This window comes from Streptomyces sp. NBC_00667, from assembly GCF_036226825.1.
In the GTDB taxonomy this organism is placed as follows: Bacteria; Actinomycetota; Actinomycetes; order Streptomycetales; family Streptomycetaceae; genus Streptomyces.
The window spans coordinates 4,534,612-4,553,313 of record NZ_CP109022.1; the positions used below are offsets into that span (position 1 = coordinate 4,534,612).

General features: G+C 74.1%; 12 protein-coding genes. 9 read left to right on the forward strand and 3 right to left on the reverse strand.

The genetic code is table 11. The features are described from left to right. Positions 1 to 149: 149 nt before the first annotated feature. Positions 150 to 779, forward strand: a complete 630-nt coding sequence (locus OHA81_RS21225; protein ID WP_329198201.1) for a CGNR zinc finger domain-containing protein — start codon at positions 150 to 152, stop codon at positions 777 to 779. On the opposite strand, the gene sodX is transcribed toward OHA81_RS21225, so the two are convergent. Beyond that, on the reverse strand, positions 683 to 1,102 hold the full coding sequence (gene sodX, locus OHA81_RS21230) for a nickel-type superoxide dismutase maturation protease (protein WP_329198202.1): 420 nt from the start codon (positions 1,100 to 1,102) through the stop codon (positions 683 to 685). The two genes, OHA81_RS21225 and sodX, sit on opposite strands and share 97 nt — an antisense overlap. A 171-nt stretch (positions 1,103 to 1,273) precedes the next feature. On the opposite strand from sodX, the gene sodN reads away from it, so the two are divergent. Further along, a complete protein-coding gene (sodN, locus tag OHA81_RS21235) occupies positions 1,274 to 1,669 on the forward strand; it encodes a superoxide dismutase, Ni (protein ID WP_190183382.1) in 396 nt (131 codons plus the stop codon). Positions 1,670 to 1,756: 87 nt separating this feature from the next. On the opposite strand, the gene OHA81_RS21240 is transcribed toward sodN, so the two are convergent. After that, positions 1,757 to 1,939 carry a DUF6104 family protein gene (locus tag OHA81_RS21240; RefSeq protein WP_136215066.1) on the reverse strand — a complete coding sequence of 61 codons (183 nt, stop codon included), beginning with the start codon at positions 1,937 to 1,939 and terminating at the stop codon, positions 1,757 to 1,759. Between the two features lie 121 nt (positions 1,940 to 2,060). Between OHA81_RS21240 and OHA81_RS21245 the strand changes: the two genes are divergently transcribed. From OHA81_RS21245 to fxsT, 7 genes are all read left to right on the forward strand, one after another. Beyond that, positions 2,061 to 4,163 carry a VMAP-C domain-containing protein gene (locus OHA81_RS21245; protein ID WP_329198204.1) on the forward strand — a complete coding sequence of 701 codons (2,103 nt, stop codon included), beginning with the start codon at positions 2,061 to 2,063 and terminating at the stop codon, positions 4,161 to 4,163. Positions 4,164 to 4,256: 93 nt separating this feature from the next. Then, positions 4,257 to 5,270, forward strand: a complete 1,014-nt coding sequence (locus OHA81_RS21250; RefSeq protein WP_329198206.1) for an AAA family ATPase — start codon at positions 4,257 to 4,259, stop codon at positions 5,268 to 5,270. Between the two features lie 5 nt (positions 5,271 to 5,275). After that, positions 5,276 to 8,437, forward strand: a complete 3,162-nt coding sequence (locus OHA81_RS21255) for an SAV_2336 N-terminal domain-related protein (RefSeq protein ID WP_329198208.1) — start codon at positions 5,276 to 5,278, stop codon at positions 8,435 to 8,437. Positions 8,438 to 8,531: 94 nt separating this feature from the next. Then, entirely contained in the window at positions 8,532 to 8,726 is a 195-nt protein-coding gene (gene fxsA, locus OHA81_RS21260) for an FxSxx-COOH cyclophane-containing RiPP peptide (protein WP_329198209.1), read from the forward strand. Between the two features lie 111 nt (positions 8,727 to 8,837). Further along, on the forward strand, positions 8,838 to 10,115 hold the full coding sequence (locus tag OHA81_RS21265; protein ID WP_329198210.1) for an FxsB family cyclophane-forming radical SAM/SPASM peptide maturase: 1,278 nt from the start codon (positions 8,838 to 8,840) through the stop codon (positions 10,113 to 10,115). After that, positions 10,112 to 11,365, forward strand: coding sequence for an aKG-HExxH-type peptide beta-hydroxylase (locus OHA81_RS21270; RefSeq protein WP_329198212.1), 1,254 nt, complete (start codon positions 10,112 to 10,114; stop codon positions 11,363 to 11,365). Before OHA81_RS21265 ends, OHA81_RS21270 begins: the two co-directional genes overlap by 4 nt. A gap of 73 nt (positions 11,366 to 11,438) precedes the next feature. Beyond that, on the forward strand, positions 11,439 to 14,441 hold the full coding sequence (fxsT, locus tag OHA81_RS21275) for an FxSxx-COOH system tetratricopeptide repeat protein (protein WP_329198213.1): 3,003 nt from the start codon (positions 11,439 to 11,441) through the stop codon (positions 14,439 to 14,441). A gap of 120 nt (positions 14,442 to 14,561) precedes the next feature. Here the strand turns inward: fxsT and OHA81_RS21280 are convergent, their stop codons facing one another. After that, positions 14,562 to 18,473, reverse strand: a complete 3,912-nt coding sequence (locus OHA81_RS21280) for a multifunctional oxoglutarate decarboxylase/oxoglutarate dehydrogenase thiamine pyrophosphate-binding subunit/dihydrolipoyllysine-residue succinyltransferase subunit (RefSeq protein ID WP_329198215.1) — start codon at positions 18,471 to 18,473, stop codon at positions 14,562 to 14,564. Positions 18,474 to 18,702: the final 229 nt, after the last annotated feature.

Sequence of the window (18,702 nt, forward strand, 5' to 3'; positions counted from 1 at the left end):
TCGAGCGCTGCTCTGCGGGTGCTGTGAGAGGGGCGGTACGGATTCCCGTACCGCCCCTCCGCGCTGCCCGGCGCACCCCTGCGGTCGTAATACCCTTGTAGCTGTCTCAGCCGTTACCGGGACCTCATCCGCAGCCGTAAGGACTCGACGTGGAACTGGCCCATTACTCGGACTACGCCGTGCGCCTGGTCAACACCGAGGAGCCGGCCCGCAACAAGGACGCCCTCACCTCGGTGGACGCCGTACGCGCCCTCTTCGGCGCCGGGGTCCAGGCCGCACGCCGCGTCACGGACGCCGACGTCACGCGCTTCCGCAACGTCCGGGGCCGGCTGCGCTCCGTCTTCGAGGCCGCCGACGGCGGGGACCACGTGCTCGCCGTCGACCTGCTGAACTCCCTGCTGATGGAGTTCCCGGTCAGCCCCCAGGTGACCGGCCACGACTCGCTCGACGAGGACGGCCGCCCCCACTGGCACATCCACCTCGCCGATCACCCCTCGAACGCCTCCGCGGGATACGCCGCCCTCGCCTCCTTCGGGCTGGCCTTCCACCTCACCGAGCACGGCCCCGACCGGCTCGGCCTGTGCCAGGCGGCGCCCTGCCGCAACGCCTACCTCGACACCTCCACCAACCGGTCCCGGCGCTACTGCTCCGACCGCTGCGCCACCCGGGCGAACGTGGCGGCCTACCGCGCCCGCAAGCGGCTGGAGGCCGAGGAGTCCGCGCGCAGCGGCCGCAGCGCCGAAACCGCCCAGGACAGCCGCGCCCTCAGCGAGCGCTGACCGGCGGGCGGCGGCCGCAGCCGCAGCACGGCCGTCGCCAGCACCAGTTCCTCGGGCACCGTCCCGTAGTCGGTGCTGTCGCCGGTCGCGTTGTACGGGTTGTCACCCAGCACCCACCAGCCGCCCGGCCGCCGCTCCACCGCCCGCTTCACCACCAGCAGGTCCTGCTGGAAGGGGTGCCGCAGCACCACCACGGCCCCCGGGCGCACGGGCGCCCCGTAGCGGACCACCAGCCGGTCCCCGTGCAGCAGGGTGGGGACCATCGAGGGCCCCGACACCTCGGCCAGCCCGAACTGCCCGCCCTGGCGCGCCCTGTCCACCATGTACGACCTCCTCGTCCCACCCGCATGCTGCCGCACGCCGCCGTAGGTTCGCTCACCGCCGCCGGCACGACGCTGGACTTTTGTCCGAAGCCCACGGGGCCGCCCGCGAATTCCGCATCCCGAGCGAGTAATCTCGCCCTTGAGAAGACGATCACGAGGAGGACAAACTCCATGCTTACCCGCCTCTTCGCCCCCAAGGCGAAGGTCTCCGCCCACTGTGACCTGCCGTGCGGCGTGTACGACCCGGCCCAGGCCCGCATCGAGGCCGAGTCGGTCAAGGCCGTACAGGAGAAGTACCAGGCCAACGAGGACGCCGACTTCCGCGCGCGCGCCATCACCATCAAGGAGCAGCGCGCCGAGCTCGCCAAGCACCACGTCTCGGTGCTGTGGAGCGACTACTTCAAGCCGCCGCACTTCGAGAAGTACCCCCAGCTGCACACCCTGGTCAACGACACCCTCAAGGCCCTCTCGGCCGCGAAGGCGTCCAACGACCCGGCGACCGGCCAGAAGGCCCTCGAACTCATCGCCGAGATCGACCGCATCTTCTGGGAGACCAAGGCCGCCTGATCCGGGCCCCCGGCCCGATGGAGCAGCCCGGTGCAGAAGGGGCCCGACCGGTGACGGTCGGGCCCCTTCGGCGTACGCGGGGGTGGGTTACTCGTCGTCCTCGGCGTCGTCGAGGCGGGCCAGCCAGGTCGCCAGGCGTTCCACCGGGACCTCGAAGTCCGGGTTGAGATCGACGAAGGTGCGGAGCTGCTCGGCGAGCCACTCGAAGGTGACCTCCTCCTCGCCGCGCCGCTTCTCCAGCTCCTCGATGCCGCGATCGGTGAAGTACAAGTCCGGCTCCGTAAGACGTGAGGGGGTGTTTCCCGCCAGGATAATCCGCGTATCACAGACACCTCCCGTCCTCCCTGCCCCGGCGCTAGCCTTGACAGACTCGACCTGAGGGGGGCAGGGGATGCCGGACGGGCGCACGGGCGGCTCCGCGCGCGCCTTCGAGCTTCTCGAACCCCTCGTCAAGGCGGCCACCGTACGCGTCCACGCGCCCGCGGACGGGTATGGAACCCCTGGGACCGGTCCGACCTGGGGCAGCGGCTTCTTCATCGCCCCCGGGTGGGTCCTCACGTGTGCCCACGTGATCGGCGAAGGGGGTGCTGCGGTGCGTCTGGCGGGCCGCGAGGTCGGCATCACCTTCTCCGTCGCCGGCTCCCCCGGGGCGGCGGGAGCCACCGGCACGGTCGCCGGCCGCGTGGAATGCGTACTGCCGGAACGGCTGGAGGAACGCCGGCCCGCCCCGCGCGCCCTGTGGGACCTGCCCGACCTGGCCCTCGTACGGGTACTCGCGCCCATCTCGCACGCCTGCGTCTACCTCACCGACCGGGCCAGGCCCCGCCTCGACGAGGCCGCGTACTTCGGCGTCACCGAGGACCTCGGGGTACGGGAGATCACCGGCCGCACCACCCGGCTGCGCGGCACCGCCGCGAACGGCGCGGCGATCCGCCTCGGCGACGACGACGAGATCGAACCCGGCATGTCCGGCGGCCCCCTGGTGGACCTGGCGCGCGGCGAGGTCATCGGGATCGTCAAGGCCCGCCGGCAGGCGGGCGGCGGGGGCATCGCGGTGTCGGTGGCCCAGCTGCGGACCCTGCCGACGGGCCCGACCGGACAGGTCGGCCTGTACCGGCGGGTGATGCAGGGCCACGACCTGTACCACTACGACCAGCACGTCAGCGACCTGGACAGCCGCCGCACCTGGACGGACGTCCACGACGAGCTGCCCTCGGAGGACGAGGACACCAACGGCGGACCTGAGCGCCCCACCCGCCTCAGCCGTCTCACCCGCCTCACCCCGGGCGAACGCACCACCCTGTGCGGTCTGCTCGCCGAACTGCCGCCGCCCGGCTCCTCCGAGGCCGTCCGCGCCCTCGCCGAAGCCGCCCGCGGCGACGAACCCGACACGGGCTTACCGGCCCCGCTGACCTGGCGCGACGGACTCGGCCTGCTCCACGACCCGCCCGGGACCGGCGGCGAGGCCGCCGCGATGCTGCGCTACGCCACCGACGTCAGCGTCGCCGACCACCGCGAGCCGCCCGCGCCCGGCGCCGACGAGGAACTGTGGGACTGGGTACGGGCCACCGCCGCGCGGCTGTGGCGGCCGCTGCGCCGCGAACTGGGCGAGCGCCACGAACGCGGCCTCGCGGAACGTGAACGGCGCCGGCGCACCTCGGCCGGGCAGATGGTGCACGGTCCCTTCCGCCCGGCCGTGGGACTCCCGCCCCCGGCGCCGTCGGTCCTGCTGGAGGCCTGGGCCCAGGTGTGGGAGGACGTCTACGACTGGCGGGTCTCCGTCCTGGCCGGCCCGGACCGGCCCGGGCAGGCGACCCCGGTGGCCTCCGGAACCCGGGTCACGCTGGCGGACCTGCCCGAGGCGGTGCGGGCCCCGCTCGCCGAGGGGTTCCGGCGGTGCGACACCCACGAGGCGGCCGCGCTGCTGGAGGTGGTCGTGGCGGAGGAGCTGTTCGGGCTCCCGGTGGACGAGTGGACGGTGTCGGGCGGGGTCCCGGTCGGCGTGCAGCGGCCGGTCGTGCTGCGCCACCCGGGCGGCGACCCGCCCGCGGAAGCCGCCGAGCGGTGGACGAGGGTGCAGGCGGGCCCGCTGCTGGACCGGCGGGCCGACTGCTCGCGGGGCCGCAAGTGGCGCCCGGCGCCCGGGTGGCTGGCCGCCCTGGTGGACCACACGGTGCCGGTGCTGTGCCGGGCCGCGGGCGAGGACCCGACGCTCGCGATGCTGCACGACGCGCGGGACGCCGGGTACGGGGTGGTGGTGTGCCGCCGGCCCCCGGCCGACCCCAGGGCGTCCTGCGAACCGTTCCACCGCGGCCTGCGCGAGGAACTGGCCGAAGCCGGACGGGGAGCGGTGCTCCCGGCCCGGCTCCAGACGCTGCGGGGACGGGCGTACGGGGCGGACCCGGACGCGTACTGGGCGGTGGGGACGGCGCTGCTGTGGCAGGACCCGCGGCGGCCGCTCCCGGAGGACGAACCGTTGCAGGGCGACCTGTGAGGGGCACGCGTCCGGCGGGACACCACCGGATCGACCACGCAGGGGCGGGCCCATGGCCGAGGGGCGCGGGCACATGATCGAGGGGGCGGGCACATGACCGAGGAGTGGCTCATCTACCGGGGCGTCGGGGACCCCCACGACGGGATCGACGCCCTGCCGGACCCGCCGCCCTGGCGGGACTTCGACGGCGGTCCCGTCGCGGACGGCCCGGGAGCCGCGGGCACCCCCGACGAGAACGTGGCCCGCCGCCTCGGCGCGCACCGGCAGGCCGCCGAGCTGCACCGCCCCGAACCCGAGGAGCTGGAGGCCATCAACGCCGCGCTGTACCTGCGGCGGCCGCTGCTCGTGACGGGCTACCCGGGAACGGGGAAGTCCACCCTCGCGCACGCCGTCGCCCACGAACTGAAACTGGGCCGCGTCCTGCGCTGGCCCGTCGTCTCGCGCACCGTCCTCCAGGAGGGGCTCTACCGCTACGACGCCATAGCGCGCCTGCAGGACGTACAGATCGCCGCCAGCGGGGGAGCGGCCGAGGGCGCGGCGCCCGGCATCGGGAAGTACATCCGGCTGGGACCGCTGGGGACGGCGCTGCTGCCCACCGCGCGCCCCCGGGTGCTCCTCATCGACGAACTCGACAAGAGCGACATAGACCTCCCCAACGACCTCCTCAACGTGCTGGAGGAGGGGGAGTTCACCCTCCCCGAGCTGGAACGGGTGGCGGACTCCGAACCCGAGGTACGGGTCCTCACCGACGACGGCACCAAAGTGACCGTCCGGGACGGCCGGATCCGCTGCCGGGCCTTCCCCTTCATCATCCTGACCAGCAACGGCGAACGGGACTTCCCCGCCGCGCTGCTCAGGCGGTGCATCCAGCTCAAGCTCGGCCAGCCCGGCGAGAAACGGCTCGCCACCCTGGTGCGGGCGCACTTGGGGGAGGAGGCCGCCCAGCTGGGCGCCGAGCTGATCCGGGAGTTCCTCAGCCGCTCGCAGTCCGAACTGGTCGCCGCCGACCAACTGCTCAACGCCATCTACCTGACCCACTACGCCGCCCCGCCCACCCGGGAGGACCTCGCCGACCTGCTCATCCAGCGCCTCGACCGGCCGAGGTGACGCCCGTGCCCCCCGCCCCCGCCCCCGTGCCCCCGGCCGAGCCCATCCGCGACCTCGCCGCGCTGCTGCGGGGCGCCGGGCTCGACCCGTCCGCCGAGGAGCTCGCCGACGCGCTGTGGCTCGCCGGGCGGACTCGGGGGCCGGCCGGGGCGCCGGACGCCGGTGACGCCCCGGTCCGGGAGCCGGCACCGGGGCCCGGACCGCAGGCGGGCCCGCAGGAGGCGGCCCCGCGCGCGCAGGACCCCGTACGGGAAGAGCCCGATCCGCGGGACGCGGTCCGGCTGTACGCCACCAGGGGCGGCGGGACGGCGGACGGCGACGCGGAACTCCCCGCCGCGGGCGGGGTGCCCGTACGGGTGCCCGGCGCGGCGGCGCTGCCCAGGGTCCTGGAGATCCAGCGGGCCCTGCGCGCCCTCCAGCGGCACCGGCCGCCCGGGCCGCCCACCCGGACCGTCCTCGACGAGGCCGCCACCGCCGAGGCCAGCGCCCGGGCCCTCGGGCTGGTCATCCCGGTGTTCCGGCCGGAGAGCCGGCGCGAGGCGACCGTACGCCTGGTCATGGACGCCTCACCGTCGATGGCGGTGTGGCACGACATGTTCGAGGAACTGCGGTCCGTGTGCGAACGGCTGGGGGCCTTCCGCGACGTCCAGGTCTACTACCTGCACCGGTCGGCCGACGGCGCCGTCGCCGTCGGCCGGGGCCCGCACCCCACCGCCGGGCTCCGCTCCGGTGACCAGGTGCGCGACCCCACCGGCCGGGCGCTGACCATGGTCGTCTCCGACTGCGCCGGGCCCGTGTGGCGGGAGGGCCGGGCGCAGCGCCTGCTGTACCGGTGGGCCCAGTGCACGCCCTGCGCGGTGGTGCAGCCGCTGCCGCAGCGCCTGTGGAACCGCAGCCGGCTGCCGACCGAGCGCGGGGTGCTGACCCGTACGGAAGGCGGCCCCCGCAAGCTGGAGTTCCACCCGGACCGGCCGCCCCGGCCCGGGCGCCCCACGGGCGGGCTCACCGTGCCCGTGCTCCCGCCGAACGCCGCCGCCCTCGGCGCCTGGGCCCGCCTCGTCGCAGGGCTCGGGACCGGGCCCGTACCGGCCGAGGTCGGGCGGGTACTGCCCCGCCACCCCGCCGGGGCCGAACCCCCGCCCCGGGCCGCACGGCCGCCGCGGGAGCTCGTACAGCGTTTCCGCTCCTCGGCCGCGCCCGGCGCGGTGCAACTCGCCCTGTACCTGGCGGCGGCCCCCCTGACACTGCCCGTGATGCGGCTCGTACAGCGCACGATGCTGCCCGACTCGGAACCCTCCGACCTCGCCGAGGTGCTGCTGAGCGGACTGCTGCGGCGCGCGCCGGACGCCGGGTGGTACGAGTTCACCCCCGGCGTGCAGGACGTGCTGCTGGGGCCGCTCGGCCGGGACGAGGCCGCACTGGTGCTCAAGCACTGCTCCGCGTACGTACGGGCCCACTTCGGGCGGGGCGTGCGCAACTTCCCGGCCCTCGCCGTCTCGCAGCTGACCGGCGCCCCCCTGGAGCCCGACGGCGAACGGGTGCCCGCCGGCCGCCTCCCGCAGGCCTTCGCCCAGGTCTCGGCGAAGGTCGTGCGCCGCTACCTGCCCGGGCCGCCGCCCGACGGGCCGGAGACCGAACCGCCGCCCGCCGCGCCCGCCCGGGAGTGGGCCGTACGGACGGCCCGGGCCCGGATCACCGAGGGCGGGCGGCGCGGCCTGTACGAGGCCGTGACCCTGCTGCGCCGGGCCGTGTCGGCGCCGCCCGGCCCCGCCGATGCGGCGGAGGAGGCCGAGCTGGAACTCGCGGGTGCGCTGCTTCGGCTGTGGGCGCTCCAGCGCGACCCGGAGCTGCTCGCGGAGGCCGAGCGGACCCTGACCGGGCTGGGCAGCCCGTCGGCCCGGGCGGCGCGGGGCAAGGTGCTGTACGAGCGGGCCCTGGCCGCGGACGTACCGGACGCGGAGCTCCTGGCGGCGGCCGAGCGGGAGTTCGCGGCGGTCGCGGCCGCTCCCGGCGCGGACCGGGAGTTCCGGCTCGACTGCGTCGTACGCCGGACCCGGGCCCTGGTCCGCCTCGGCGAGCTGCGCGGCGACCCGGGGCCGCTGCGGGAGGCCCGGGCCGCGCTGGAGGCCGCCGGGGAGGACGAGCCCGGGGTCGGCCCGGCCCTCGGGCGGGTCCTGCTCGCCCTGCTGCCCCACACCGCCGACCCCGCGGAACGCGCCGCACTGGCGGAACTGGCCGCGGGCCGGCTGCTCGTGGACCCGGACGCCGGCCCGGAGGAGCGGGCCCGGGCCAGGGTGGAGCAGGCCTCGGCGCTGCGGTACCTGCCCGCGCGGCTGGAGGAGGCGGCCGGGCAGCTGGCCCGCGCCCTGCAGGAGGCGCAGGAGGCGGGTGAGGACGCCGGGCCGGAGGAGGACGGCGAGCCGCAGCTGCGGCTGGCGGCGCTGGTCTGCCTCGCGCGGGTGCACCGGGCCCGGTACGCGCGGGACTCGGACCCGGCGGCCCTGGACGACGCGGCCGGGGCGTACGCGCGGGCCCGCAGGCTGATCCCCAGGGACGGGGACGCCTACGGGGAGCTGCTGCCCGAGTGGGGCGACGTGCTCCTGGAACGCGCCGCGGCCGCCGGCGCCGACGGGCGGCGGTACGCGTCCACCGCCGTACGGGTGCTGCGCGAGAGCCGGGCCGCGGTGCCCCAGTCGGACCCCCGCTCGGCGCGGCGGCTGCTGCGGCTGGCGGCGGGGCTGCGGCTGCGCCACTCCTACGAGGGCGACCTGGTCGACCTGCGGGAGGCCGAGCACCTGCTGGAGCTGGCCGCCCGGCAGAGCCGCAGCCCGCTGGAACAGGCGCAGGCCTGGCGGGAGCACGGGGACGTGCAGCAGGAGATCCACGCCCACACGCGGGGCGTGGACCGGCTCGACAGGGCCGCCGACTCCTACCGCAGGGCGTGGCGCGCGGCCCTGGCCGGCGGCGACGACCTGGAGCGGGTGGCCGTGGAACTGGCCGCGCGGGTGCAGGAGCTGCGCGGCGAGGTGCTGGAACGGCTGGAGCGGCCGAGGGGCGCGCTGGAGGCCTACCGGGCGGCGCTGGAGCTGTGGCTGCGGGCGGGCGCCCCGGAAGCCCGTGTGGCCTGGGTGGGCGAACGCATCCGCGCCTTGGAGGCGGGCCCGTGACCGGCCGGGGCCGGGTACCGCCCCGGCCGTTTCCGACGGCCACGGGAAGGGAAGGGGCAGTGGACCATACGGCCAAGAGGGGGACGGGCGACACATGGTGACTCAGGGTCAGGAAGCGCCGACGGTCCGGCGGGAGTGCGGCGGGCGGTTGCCGGACCTGTCCGGACTGGATCTGGCCGGGCTGCGCGGGATCGGGCACCCGGTGCTCGCCGAGGTGATCGAAGGCCTGGTGGAGCGGGTCACGCACCCCGCCGAGATACTCAACGCCTTCGACTCGGGGGTGGTGTGAGCGAGGGGAGTTGACCACTTTCCGCCGTTAGTCCGGCTCGTCCGCAGGGCAGGGATGCACCGTCCGCCGGGGTACCTCCGGGGAGGCGGCGGGGGAGGGAGGCGCAGGCCGATGACGCAAGCGATCACGAGCGACACCGTGCTGCCCGCGCACCGGCCGCCACCGGCGGGAGCGGACCCCGGCGACGCGCACGTGCGCCACGCTCCCTGGCCCTACGCCCGGCTCGACGTGCCCGCCCTGCGCGCCGCCGGGCACCGCGCCTTCCCCGTCCGGCAGTTCGTGCTCAAGACGCACAGCCGCTGCAACCTCGCCTGCACCTACTGCTACGTCTATGAGATGGCCGACCAGTCCTGGCGCGACCGCCCCGCCGTGATGTCCGCCGCAACCGTCCGCCGCGCCGCCGAGCGGATCGCCGAACACGCCGCCGCCCACCGGCTGACCCGCGTCGACCTCGTCCTGCACGGCGGCGAGCCGCTGCTCACCGGCCCCGCCGCGCTCGCCGCTCCCGTCGAGGCGGTACGGGCCGCCGTCGCCCCCGGCACCCGGGTCACCGCCACCGTCCAGACCAACGCCACCCTCCTCACCCGCGGCCGGCTCGACGCGCTCACCGCCGCCGGCATCCGCGTCGGCGTCAGCCTCGACGGCGGTCTGCCCGCGCACAACACCCGCCGCGCCGACCACGCCGGACGCCCCGGGTTCGCGGCCGCGGCACGCGGGCTGCGGCTGCTCGCCCGCAATCCCGCCGGCTACGCGGGGGTGCTCTGCGTCATCGACCTCGCCCAGGACCCCGTCGAGGTGTACGAGTCGCTGCTCGACTTCGCCCCGCCCGCCATCGGCCTGCTCCTGCCGCTGGCCAACTGGAGCGAACCGCCGCCCGCCCACTCCCCGCACGCGACCCCGTACGCCGACTGGTTGATCGCGGTCTTCGAACGCTGGTGGCACGACGGCGTGCACCGCACCCGTGTGCGCGTCTTCGAGGAGATCATCGCCCTGCTGCTCGGACTGCCCACCGCCACCGAGACCCTCGGCCTGGCTCCCGCCACCACCGCCGTCATCGAGACGGACGGCAGCATCGAACAGGCCGATTCGCTGAAATCCGCCTACGAGGGCGCCGCCGCGACCGGCCTCCACCTCGACACCGACGGCTTCGACCGGCTGCTGGACCACCCCGGGTTCGCCGCCCGCCAGCTCGGGCGGGACGCCCTCGCCGCCGACTGCCGCGCCTGCGAACTCGTCGAAGTGTGCGGCGGCGGACACTACCCGCACCGCTACCGCGCCGGTGAGGGGTTCCGCCGGCCCTCGGTGTACTGCGCCGACCTCCAGGCCCTCATCCGGCACATCGCGCGCGCCCTGCACGCCGCCGCCGTCACCGGGCGGGCCGCCTCATGAGCGAAGCCCCGGCCACCCTCGCCCCGTTCGCCGTCAGCTCCCCGACCCTGCGCGCCCTCGCCTCCACCGAACCCTCGCCGGAAGGCACCCGGCTCGTGCGCGACGTACGCCGCTCCAAGCGGCTGCTCCTGCTGCGCGCGGTACTCGACCGGGCCCCCGGCGCCGAGGCCGCGGAGCACTGGGCGCTGCTGGAGGAAGCCGAACGGCACGACCCCGGCGCGGTACGGGACGTACTGCACTACCCCGCCACCGGGGTGTGGGCCGAGGAGACCCTGCGCCGGCTGGCCGCGCCGGACGGTCCCCCCGCCGACCTCGGGCACCTCGGGGCGCTCGCCGCCGCCGCCGCGCTGCGCGCCGGGATCACCTTCAAGGTCACCCTGCGCCCCGCGGGCGGCCGGCTCGTCCTGCCCACCCTCGGACTGCTGCGGCCCGACCGGCCCGGCCTCCTCGCCGTCACCGAGCGGTCCTGGGCCACCGCCCCCGACCCGCTCCCGCTGCACGCCCTGCCCGACGGCCGTACCGCCCTCGACGACCTCGACCCCTACCGCGCCCCCGCCCGCGACGAGCCCGCCCACGTGCGCCCGGCCCGGCGGCTCACCCCCAAGGGGCACAAGCGCTGGGACACCCAGTGGTCCGGCGCCCTCACCCTGCTGCGGCGCTACGACTCCGCCCGCGCCGACGAGATCGGCCGCCTGCTGCGCTCCGTCGTCCCCCTGGCCGGCGGGGCGCGCTCCAGCGGCGCGACCCTGCCCGCCGCCGCCGGATCCGTGCTGGCCCGGGCACAGGCCCCGCCCGCCCTGGCCGCCACCCTCGTCCACGAGGTCCAGCACGGGAAGCTCACCGCCCTCGCCGACGTCCTGACCCTGCACACCGCCGACCGCACGCCACGCCACTGGGCCCCCTGGCGCAGCGACCCCCGGCCGCTCGACGGGCTGCTGCACGGCGCGTACGCCCACCTGGCCCTCGCCGGCTACTGGCAGCGCGCCGCCCTGTACGGGGCGCGCGGCGCCTGGGCCCGGCACGCACGACTGCGCGCCCAGGTGGCGGCCGTCCTGCCCGCCATCCGCGCCCACCCGCAACTGACCGGCACGGGCCGCGAGTTCACCGACGCGATGGCCGCGGCGGAGCGGGCCATGGACGAACTGCCACCACCCGGCGACCAGCACGCGACCGCCCGCCGGACCCTGGAACGGGAACGCCGCGCCTGGTGCGAGAAGCATCCCGGACTCGCCGAGTTCACCGGTTCCTGAGGGGCCCTGACGAACCGTCCGTTGCGGTACCTTTTCAACCCCGTCCACCGCCCGGTTCCAGGGAGACGGCCGCATGACCACCGGTATTCGGCAGGACCGCGACGGAGCGGCGCAGCCGCCGCAGCGCTTCGTCATCAGCTTCGCGGGCTTCAACCGGCCCTGGGCCGTGTGGATCGCCCACCGCCTGGAGGAGCACGGCCACCGCGTGGCCCTCCAGCGCTGGGACCCGCAGAGCAGCCCCGGAGTCACCGAAGCCCTCGACGACCTGGCCCGGGCCGGGGGCAAGGTCCTCGTCGTCCTCAGCGAACGCTACTTCTCCGCCGGCACCCACACCGAGGAGGAGTGGAACGCGGCCCTGCGCACCGTCACCGAGCACCACCCCGACCGGTTCGCCGCCGTCTGCCTCACCGACGCCCCGCTGCCCAGCGCAGTGGCCGCCCTGGAGAAGACCGACCTGTGGGGGCTGGACGCCTACGAAGCCGAGTACCGGGTGCTGCGCCGGCTGGAGCTGCCCACCGACCGGATCGGCATCGAGAGCGGCCGCCGGGGCCCCCGCTTCCCCAACGACCCGCCCGAGATCTGGGGCCGGGTACCGCGCCGCAACCCGCGCTTCACCGGCCGCAACGACGTCATCGGCCGCCTGCGCGCCGCCCTCACCGAAGCCCCGCCCGGCGCCTCCACCGTCACCCTGCTCGGCCTGTCCGGGGTGGGCAAGACGCAGGTCGCCACCGAGTACGCCTACCGCTTCGCCTCCGAGTACGACGTGGTGTGGTGGGTCCCGGCCGAGGACCGGCCCACCCTGCGCGAGCGGCTCGCCGACCTGGCGCCCGCACTCGGCCTGCCCGAAGGCGCCGGCAGCTACGGCGAGCAGATCCGGGCCGTGCTGGAAGCGCTGCGGCGCGGGAACCCGTACTACCGCTGGCTGCTGGTCTTCGACGGCTGCGACAACCCCGACGACCTCACCGACCTGCTGCCCTCCGGCGCCGGCGACGTCATCATCACCTCCCGCAACCGGGAGTGGGCGGCCCGCCACACCAGCCTCGTCGAAGTCCCCCTGTACGCGCGCCCGGAGTCGGTGACCTTCATCCGCCGCCGGGCCGGTCGGCTCACCACGGCCGAGGCCCACCAGCTCGCGGAGGCCCTGGAGGACTACCCGCTCGCCCTCGACCAGACCGCCGGCTGGCTCGCCGACTCACCGATCGGCGTCGGCGAGTACCTGCACCTGCTGCAGAGCCGGCTCGACTCCCACGAGGCCGTCACCCTCTCCGACGACTACCCGCTGCCCTTCCCCACCGCCCTGGCGATACTCCTCAACAACGTACGGGAGAACTTCCCCGACGCCCTCGCCCTGCTGCGGCTGTTCGTCTTCTTCGCCCCCGGCCGGGTCCCGCTGCGGCTGCTGAGCGAGTTCCCCGCGGACGACGTGCCCGAGCAGCTCGCCGGGCTGATCAACGACCAGATCCGGTGGAACGCCGCCCTCAACAAGCTCGTGCAGTTCTCCGTCGTCCGGCTGGAGTACTCCGACCTCGCCGTCGAGGAGGGCGGCGGCCTGGAGACGGTCCAGCTGCACCGCATGGTCCACAACATCGTCCGCGGGGACCTCGGCGACGACGAGGCCGAGGAACTGTCCCGCGTCGTGCGCCAGGTCCTCGCCGCCGCCGACCCCGGGCGGCCCTCCGACTCCCGCCTGTGGCCCCGCTACGCCGAACTCATCCCGCACCTGGAGCCCGCCGGGGTCCTGCGCAGCTCCAACCCGCGCATCCAGAACTTCCTGCTGCACTGCCTGCGCTACCTGCTGCGCGCCGGCGAGTACCGCACCTGCCTGCGGCTGGCCGAGGAGACCGACGGGATCTGGCGGCCCATGCTCGGCGAGGACCACGACCAGGTCCGCGAGCTCAGCTACCACTACGGCAGCGCCCTGCGGATGCTCGGCCACTTCCGCCAGGCCGAGAGCCTCGCCAAGGCCCGGGCCGAGCGACTGGTGGCCGAACGCGGCCCGCGCGACCTCGAATCGCTGCGCGCCACCAGCTCGTACGCCGGCGTCCTGCTCAACACCGCCAAGTTCGAGCAGGCCCGCGACCTGCTGGAACACGCCTTCGCCAGCTACCGCGAGCTGCTCGGCGAGGACGACGCCACCACCCTCGCCGCGCAGAACAACGTCGCCGTCGTCCTGCGCCTCCTCGGGCGCTACCAGGAGGCCTACGACACCGACCTCGACACCCTGCGGCGCCGCGAACGCGTCCTGCGGGTACGGCACATCGCCACCCTGTCGTCCGGGATCGGCTGCGCGATGGGGCTGCGCCTGATGGGCCGCTACCGGGAGGCCCTGGCCCGCCAGGAGCAAGGCCTCAAGGTCAACGCCCAGGTGCTGGGCACCAACCACCCGCAGACCCTGCGCGCCGAACACAACCTGGGCATGTGCCTGCGCCGCTCCGGGGACATCCCGGGCGCCGGGGCCCGGCTGCGCAGCGTGCTGGAACGCTCGACGCGGGTGTTCGGCGCGGAGTTCCCCTGGACGCTGATGGTCGCCTCCGACTACGCCACCTACCTGCGCGAGTACGGCGACGTGGACGAGGCCCGGCGGATCTCGGAGGACGTCGTACGGGGCTACCAGTCGCAGCTGGGCCTGGCCCACCCGTACAGCATCGGCACGGTCGGAAACCTGGGGCTGGTGCTGAGGGCCCAGGGCGAGCGGGTGGAGGCGCTGAGCCTGGCGGAGCAGGCACTGGTCGGAATGCGGGGCGCGCTGGGCGACCGGCACCCGTGGACACTGGGCTGTGCGCTCAACGCCACCGGCCACCGCAACATCACCGGGCGGCTGGAGGACGCGGTGGAGCTGAGCCGGGAGACCTTGCGGGGAGCGGAACAGGTGCTGGGCCCGGACCACCCGATGACGCTGAGCGCACAGATCGCCCTGGCCGCGGACCTGAGGGCGGTACGGGAGGACGCGGAGGCGGCGAAGCACGAGGACGCGGGCCTCAAGGCCCTGACCCGCACCCTGGGCGCCCAGCACGTCCACACGGTCTCGGCCCGCCAACAAACGCGCCCGTACTGGGACTTCGAACCCCAGCCGTAACCCCGGCCGGGCGCGGGCCGGGGCCGGGCCGGGCGCGGGGCAGCCGGGCCGCCCGGTGCAGCCGGAAGGCCCGGACCCCCGAGGGGGTCCGGGCCTTCACACGTCGGGCAGGAGCGCCGATCAGGCCTCGAAGACCTCGTTCAGCAGCTGCTGCTGCTCCGCCTGGTGGCGCTTGGCGGAGCCCACCGCGGGGGAGGAGCCGTGCGGGCGCGAGATGCGCCGCAGGCGCTCGCCCGCCGGGATGTCCGCGCCGACCGCCAGGTCGAGGTGGTCGATCAGGTTCAGCGCGATGAACGGCCACGCACCCTGGTTCGCCGGCTCCTCCTGCGCCCAGATGTACTTCGCCGCGTTCGGGAACTTGGCGATCTCCGCCTGGAGCTCCGCACCCGGCAGCGGGTACAGCCGCTCGATGCGGATGATGGCCGTGTCCGTGATGCCGCGCTTCTCCCGCTCGGCCTCCAGGTCGTAGTAGACCTTGCCCGCGCAGAAGACGACCTTGCGGATCTCGTTCGGGTCACCCGCTCCGGAGGAGACGCGCGTGTCGCCGATGACCGGACGGAACGAACCGGTCGTGAACTCCTCCGCCTTGGAGGCCGCCGCCTTGAGACGCAGCATCGACTTCGGCGTGAAGACGATCAGCGGCTTGTGGTGCGGGTTGTGGACCTGCCAGCGCAGCAGGTGGAAGTAGTTCGACGGCAGGGTCGGCATCGCGACCGTCATGTTGTCCTGCGCGCACATCTGCAGGAAGCGCTCCGGGCGGGCGGACGAGTGGTCCGGGCCCTGGCCCTCGTAGCCGTGCGGCAGGAGCAGCGTGACGCCGGAGGTCTGGCCCCACTTCTGCTCGGCCGAGGAGATGAACTCGTCGACGACGGTCTGCGCGCCGTTGACGAAGTCACCGAACTGGGCCTCCCAGAGGACCAGCGCGTCCGGACGGGCCAGCGAGTAGCCGTACTCGAAGCCCATGGCCGCGTACTCGGAGAGCAGCGAGTCGTAGACGTTGTAGCGGGCCTGGTCGTCCGACAGGTACTGCAGCGGGGTGTAGTCCTCGCCCGTCTCCCGGTCGATGAGGACCGCGTGGCGCTGGCCGAACGTGCCGCGGCGGGAGTCCTGGCCCGACAGGCGGACCGGGGTGCCCTCCATCAGCAGCGAGCCGAAGGCGAGGGTCTCGCCCATGCCCCAGTCGATGGTGCCCTCGTCGATCATCGCCGCGCGGCGCTGGAGCTGCGGCAGCAGACGCGGGTGGACGGTGACGTTCTCCGGGATGTTGACCTGCGCCTCGGCGATCCGCTTGACGACCTCCTGGGAGACCGCGGTGTTCACCGGGACGGGGAACTGCTGCTGCGCGACCGGGGCCGGCGTGCCGATGGCGGGCTGCGTGGCGGCCTCGCGGACCTCCGCGAAGACCTTCTCCAGCTGGCCCTGGAAGTCCTGGAGCGCCTGCTCGGCCTCTTCCAGCGTGATGTCGCCGCGACCGATGAGGGACTCGGTGTACAGCTTGCGCACCGAGCGCTTCTTGTCGATCAGGTCGTACATCAGCGGCTGCGTGAACGCCGGGTTGTCGGACTCGTTGTGGCCGCGACGGCGGTAGCAGATGAGGTCGATGACCACGTCCTTGTTGAACGCCTGACGGAACTCGAAGGCGAGCCGCGCGACGCGGACCACGGCCTCCGGGTCGTCACCGTTCACGTGGAAGATCGGCGCCTCGATCATGCGGGCCACGTCGGTCGCGTACATGGACGAACGCGAGGACTCCGGGGCGGCGGTGAAGCCGACCTGGTTGTTGATGACGACGTGGACGGTACCGCCGGTGCGGTAGCCGCGCAGCTGCGACATGTTCAGCGTCTCGGCGACGACACCCTGGCCGGCGAAGGCCGCGTCGCCGTGCAGGGCCAGGGGCAGGACCGTGAAGTCCGTGCCGCCCTTGTTGATGACGTCCTGCTTGGCGCGGGCGACACCCTCCAGGACCGGGTCGACGGCCTCCAGGTGCGAGGGGTTCGCGACGAGCGAGACCTTGATCTGCTCGCCGTCCAGGCCCGTGAAGGTGCCCTCGGCGCCCAGGTGGTACTTGACGTCGCCGGAGCCGTGCATCGACTTCGGGTCGAGGTTGCCCTCGAACTCCCGGAAGATCTGCGCGTAGGACTTGCCGACGATGTTCGCGAGGACGTTCAGACGGCCGCGGTGGGCCATGCCGATGACGACCTCTTCGAGGCGGGCCTCGGCGGCCGAGTCGATGACGGCGTCCAGCAGCGGGATGACGGACTCGCCGCCCTCCAGGGAGAAGCGCTTCTGGCCGACGTACTTCGTCTGCAGGAACGTCTCGAAGGCCTCCGCCGCGTTCAGGCGGCGCAGGATGCGCAGCTGCTCCTCGCGCTCCGGCTTGGAGTGCGGGCGCTCGATGCGGTCCTGGATCCACTTGCGCTGCTTGGGGTCCTGGATGTGCATGAACTCGACGCCGGTGGTGCGGCAGTACGAGTCGCGCAGCACGCCGAGGATGTCGCGCAGCTTCATCATCGACTTGCCGGAGAAGCCGCCGACCGCGAACTCGCGCTCCAGGTCCCACAGGGTGAGGCCGTGCTCGGTGATGTCGAGGTCGGGGTGCTTGCGCTGCTTGTACTCCAGCGGGTCGGTGTCGGCCATGACGTGGCCGCGGACCCGGTAGGAGTGGATCAGCTCGAAGACGCGGGCGGCCTTGGTGACGTCGTCGTCGTGCGAGGCGTCGATGTCCCGGAGCCAGCGGACCGGCTCGTACGGGATGCGCAGGGCCTCGAAGACGTCGTCGTAGAAGCCGTTCTCGCCGAGGAGGAGGTTCGCGACGATGCGCAGGAACTCGCCGGAGGCCGCGCCCTGGATGACCCGGTGGTCGTAGGTCGAGGTCAGGGTCATGACCTTGGAGATGCCCAGCTTGTTCAGGGTGTCCTGCGAGGTGCCCTGGAACTCGGCGGGGTAGTCCATCGAGCCGACGCCCATGATGACCGACTGACCGGGCATCAGACGCGGCACGGAGTGGACGGTGCCCAGGCCGCCGGGGTTGGTCAGCGAGACGGTGACGCCGGTGAAGTCGTCCATCGTCAGCTTGCCGACGCGGGCGCGGCGGACGATGTCCTCGTACGCCTGCCAGAACTCGAAGAAGTTGAGGGTCTCGGCCTTCTTGATGCCGGCGACGACGAGCTGCCGGTCGCCGTTGGCCTTCACCAGGTCGATCGCGAGGCCGAAGTTCACGTGCTCCGGCTTGACCAGGGTCGGCTTGCCGTCCTTCTCCGCGAAGGAGTAGTTCATGGACGGCATGGCCTTGATGGCCTGCACCATCGCGTAGCCGATGAGGTGCGTGAAGGAGATCTTCCCGCCCCGGGCGCGCTTGAGGTGGTTGTTGATGACGATGCGGTTGTCGAACAGCAGCTTCACCGGGACGGCGCGGACGGACGTGGCCGTCGGGACGTCGAGGGAGGCGTTCATGTTCTTGGCGACGGCCGCAGCCGGACCGCGGAGCGTCACCAGCTCGGGCCCGGCGGGGGCCTCGGTGGTGGGCGCGGACTTCTGCGGGGCGACCGGAGCGGCCTGAGGGGAGGGCGCGGCCGGTGCGGCGGCCGGGGCCTGGGAGGTGACAGTCACAGCAGGGGCACCAGAGGGGGTGGCAGGAGCAGGGGCAGGAGCTGGCGCGGGCGCGGCGGCGGCAGGGGCTCCGGTGGAGCCGGTGTTCGCCACGGGAGGTGCGGCGCTCGCCGCCCCCGTGGCGGCTGCGACGCTGGCCCGCGGGACCTCGGCGGGGACGGTGGCGGCGGCCTGTGCGGAGGCGCCGTCCGTCGTCGTGGACTTCTCGGGACCGTCCGCCTTCACGGGAGCGGCAGCGCCCCCCGGCTTGTAGTCGGCGAAGAAGTCCCACCAGGCCCGGTCGACCGAGTTGGGGTCCTGGAGGTACTGCTGATAGATCTCGTCGACGAGCCACTCGTTGGCACCGAAGCCTGAGGCAGGGGTCTTCCCGCCCTCTGCTGCTTCGGTCGTGGTGCTCGGGTTACTGGGGGACTGTGGCGACACGGCGGCAACCGCCCTCTTCCGCTTCACAAGGTATGGACAGCGGGAATAAAGGCTACGCCTCCCGGGAGGGGTGATGCAGGCCGGGCGGGACTTACGTCGCGCAGGTCACATCGAACGGCGGGTTTCACCGCCGGGAATGGCGGGAAACAAGCGTGGTTCGGGTAGGGGGCACCGAGGTTGCGGCCCCCTTGGCTTCGCACCCCTTACGATCCCTGCCTGGTGTGGCCGA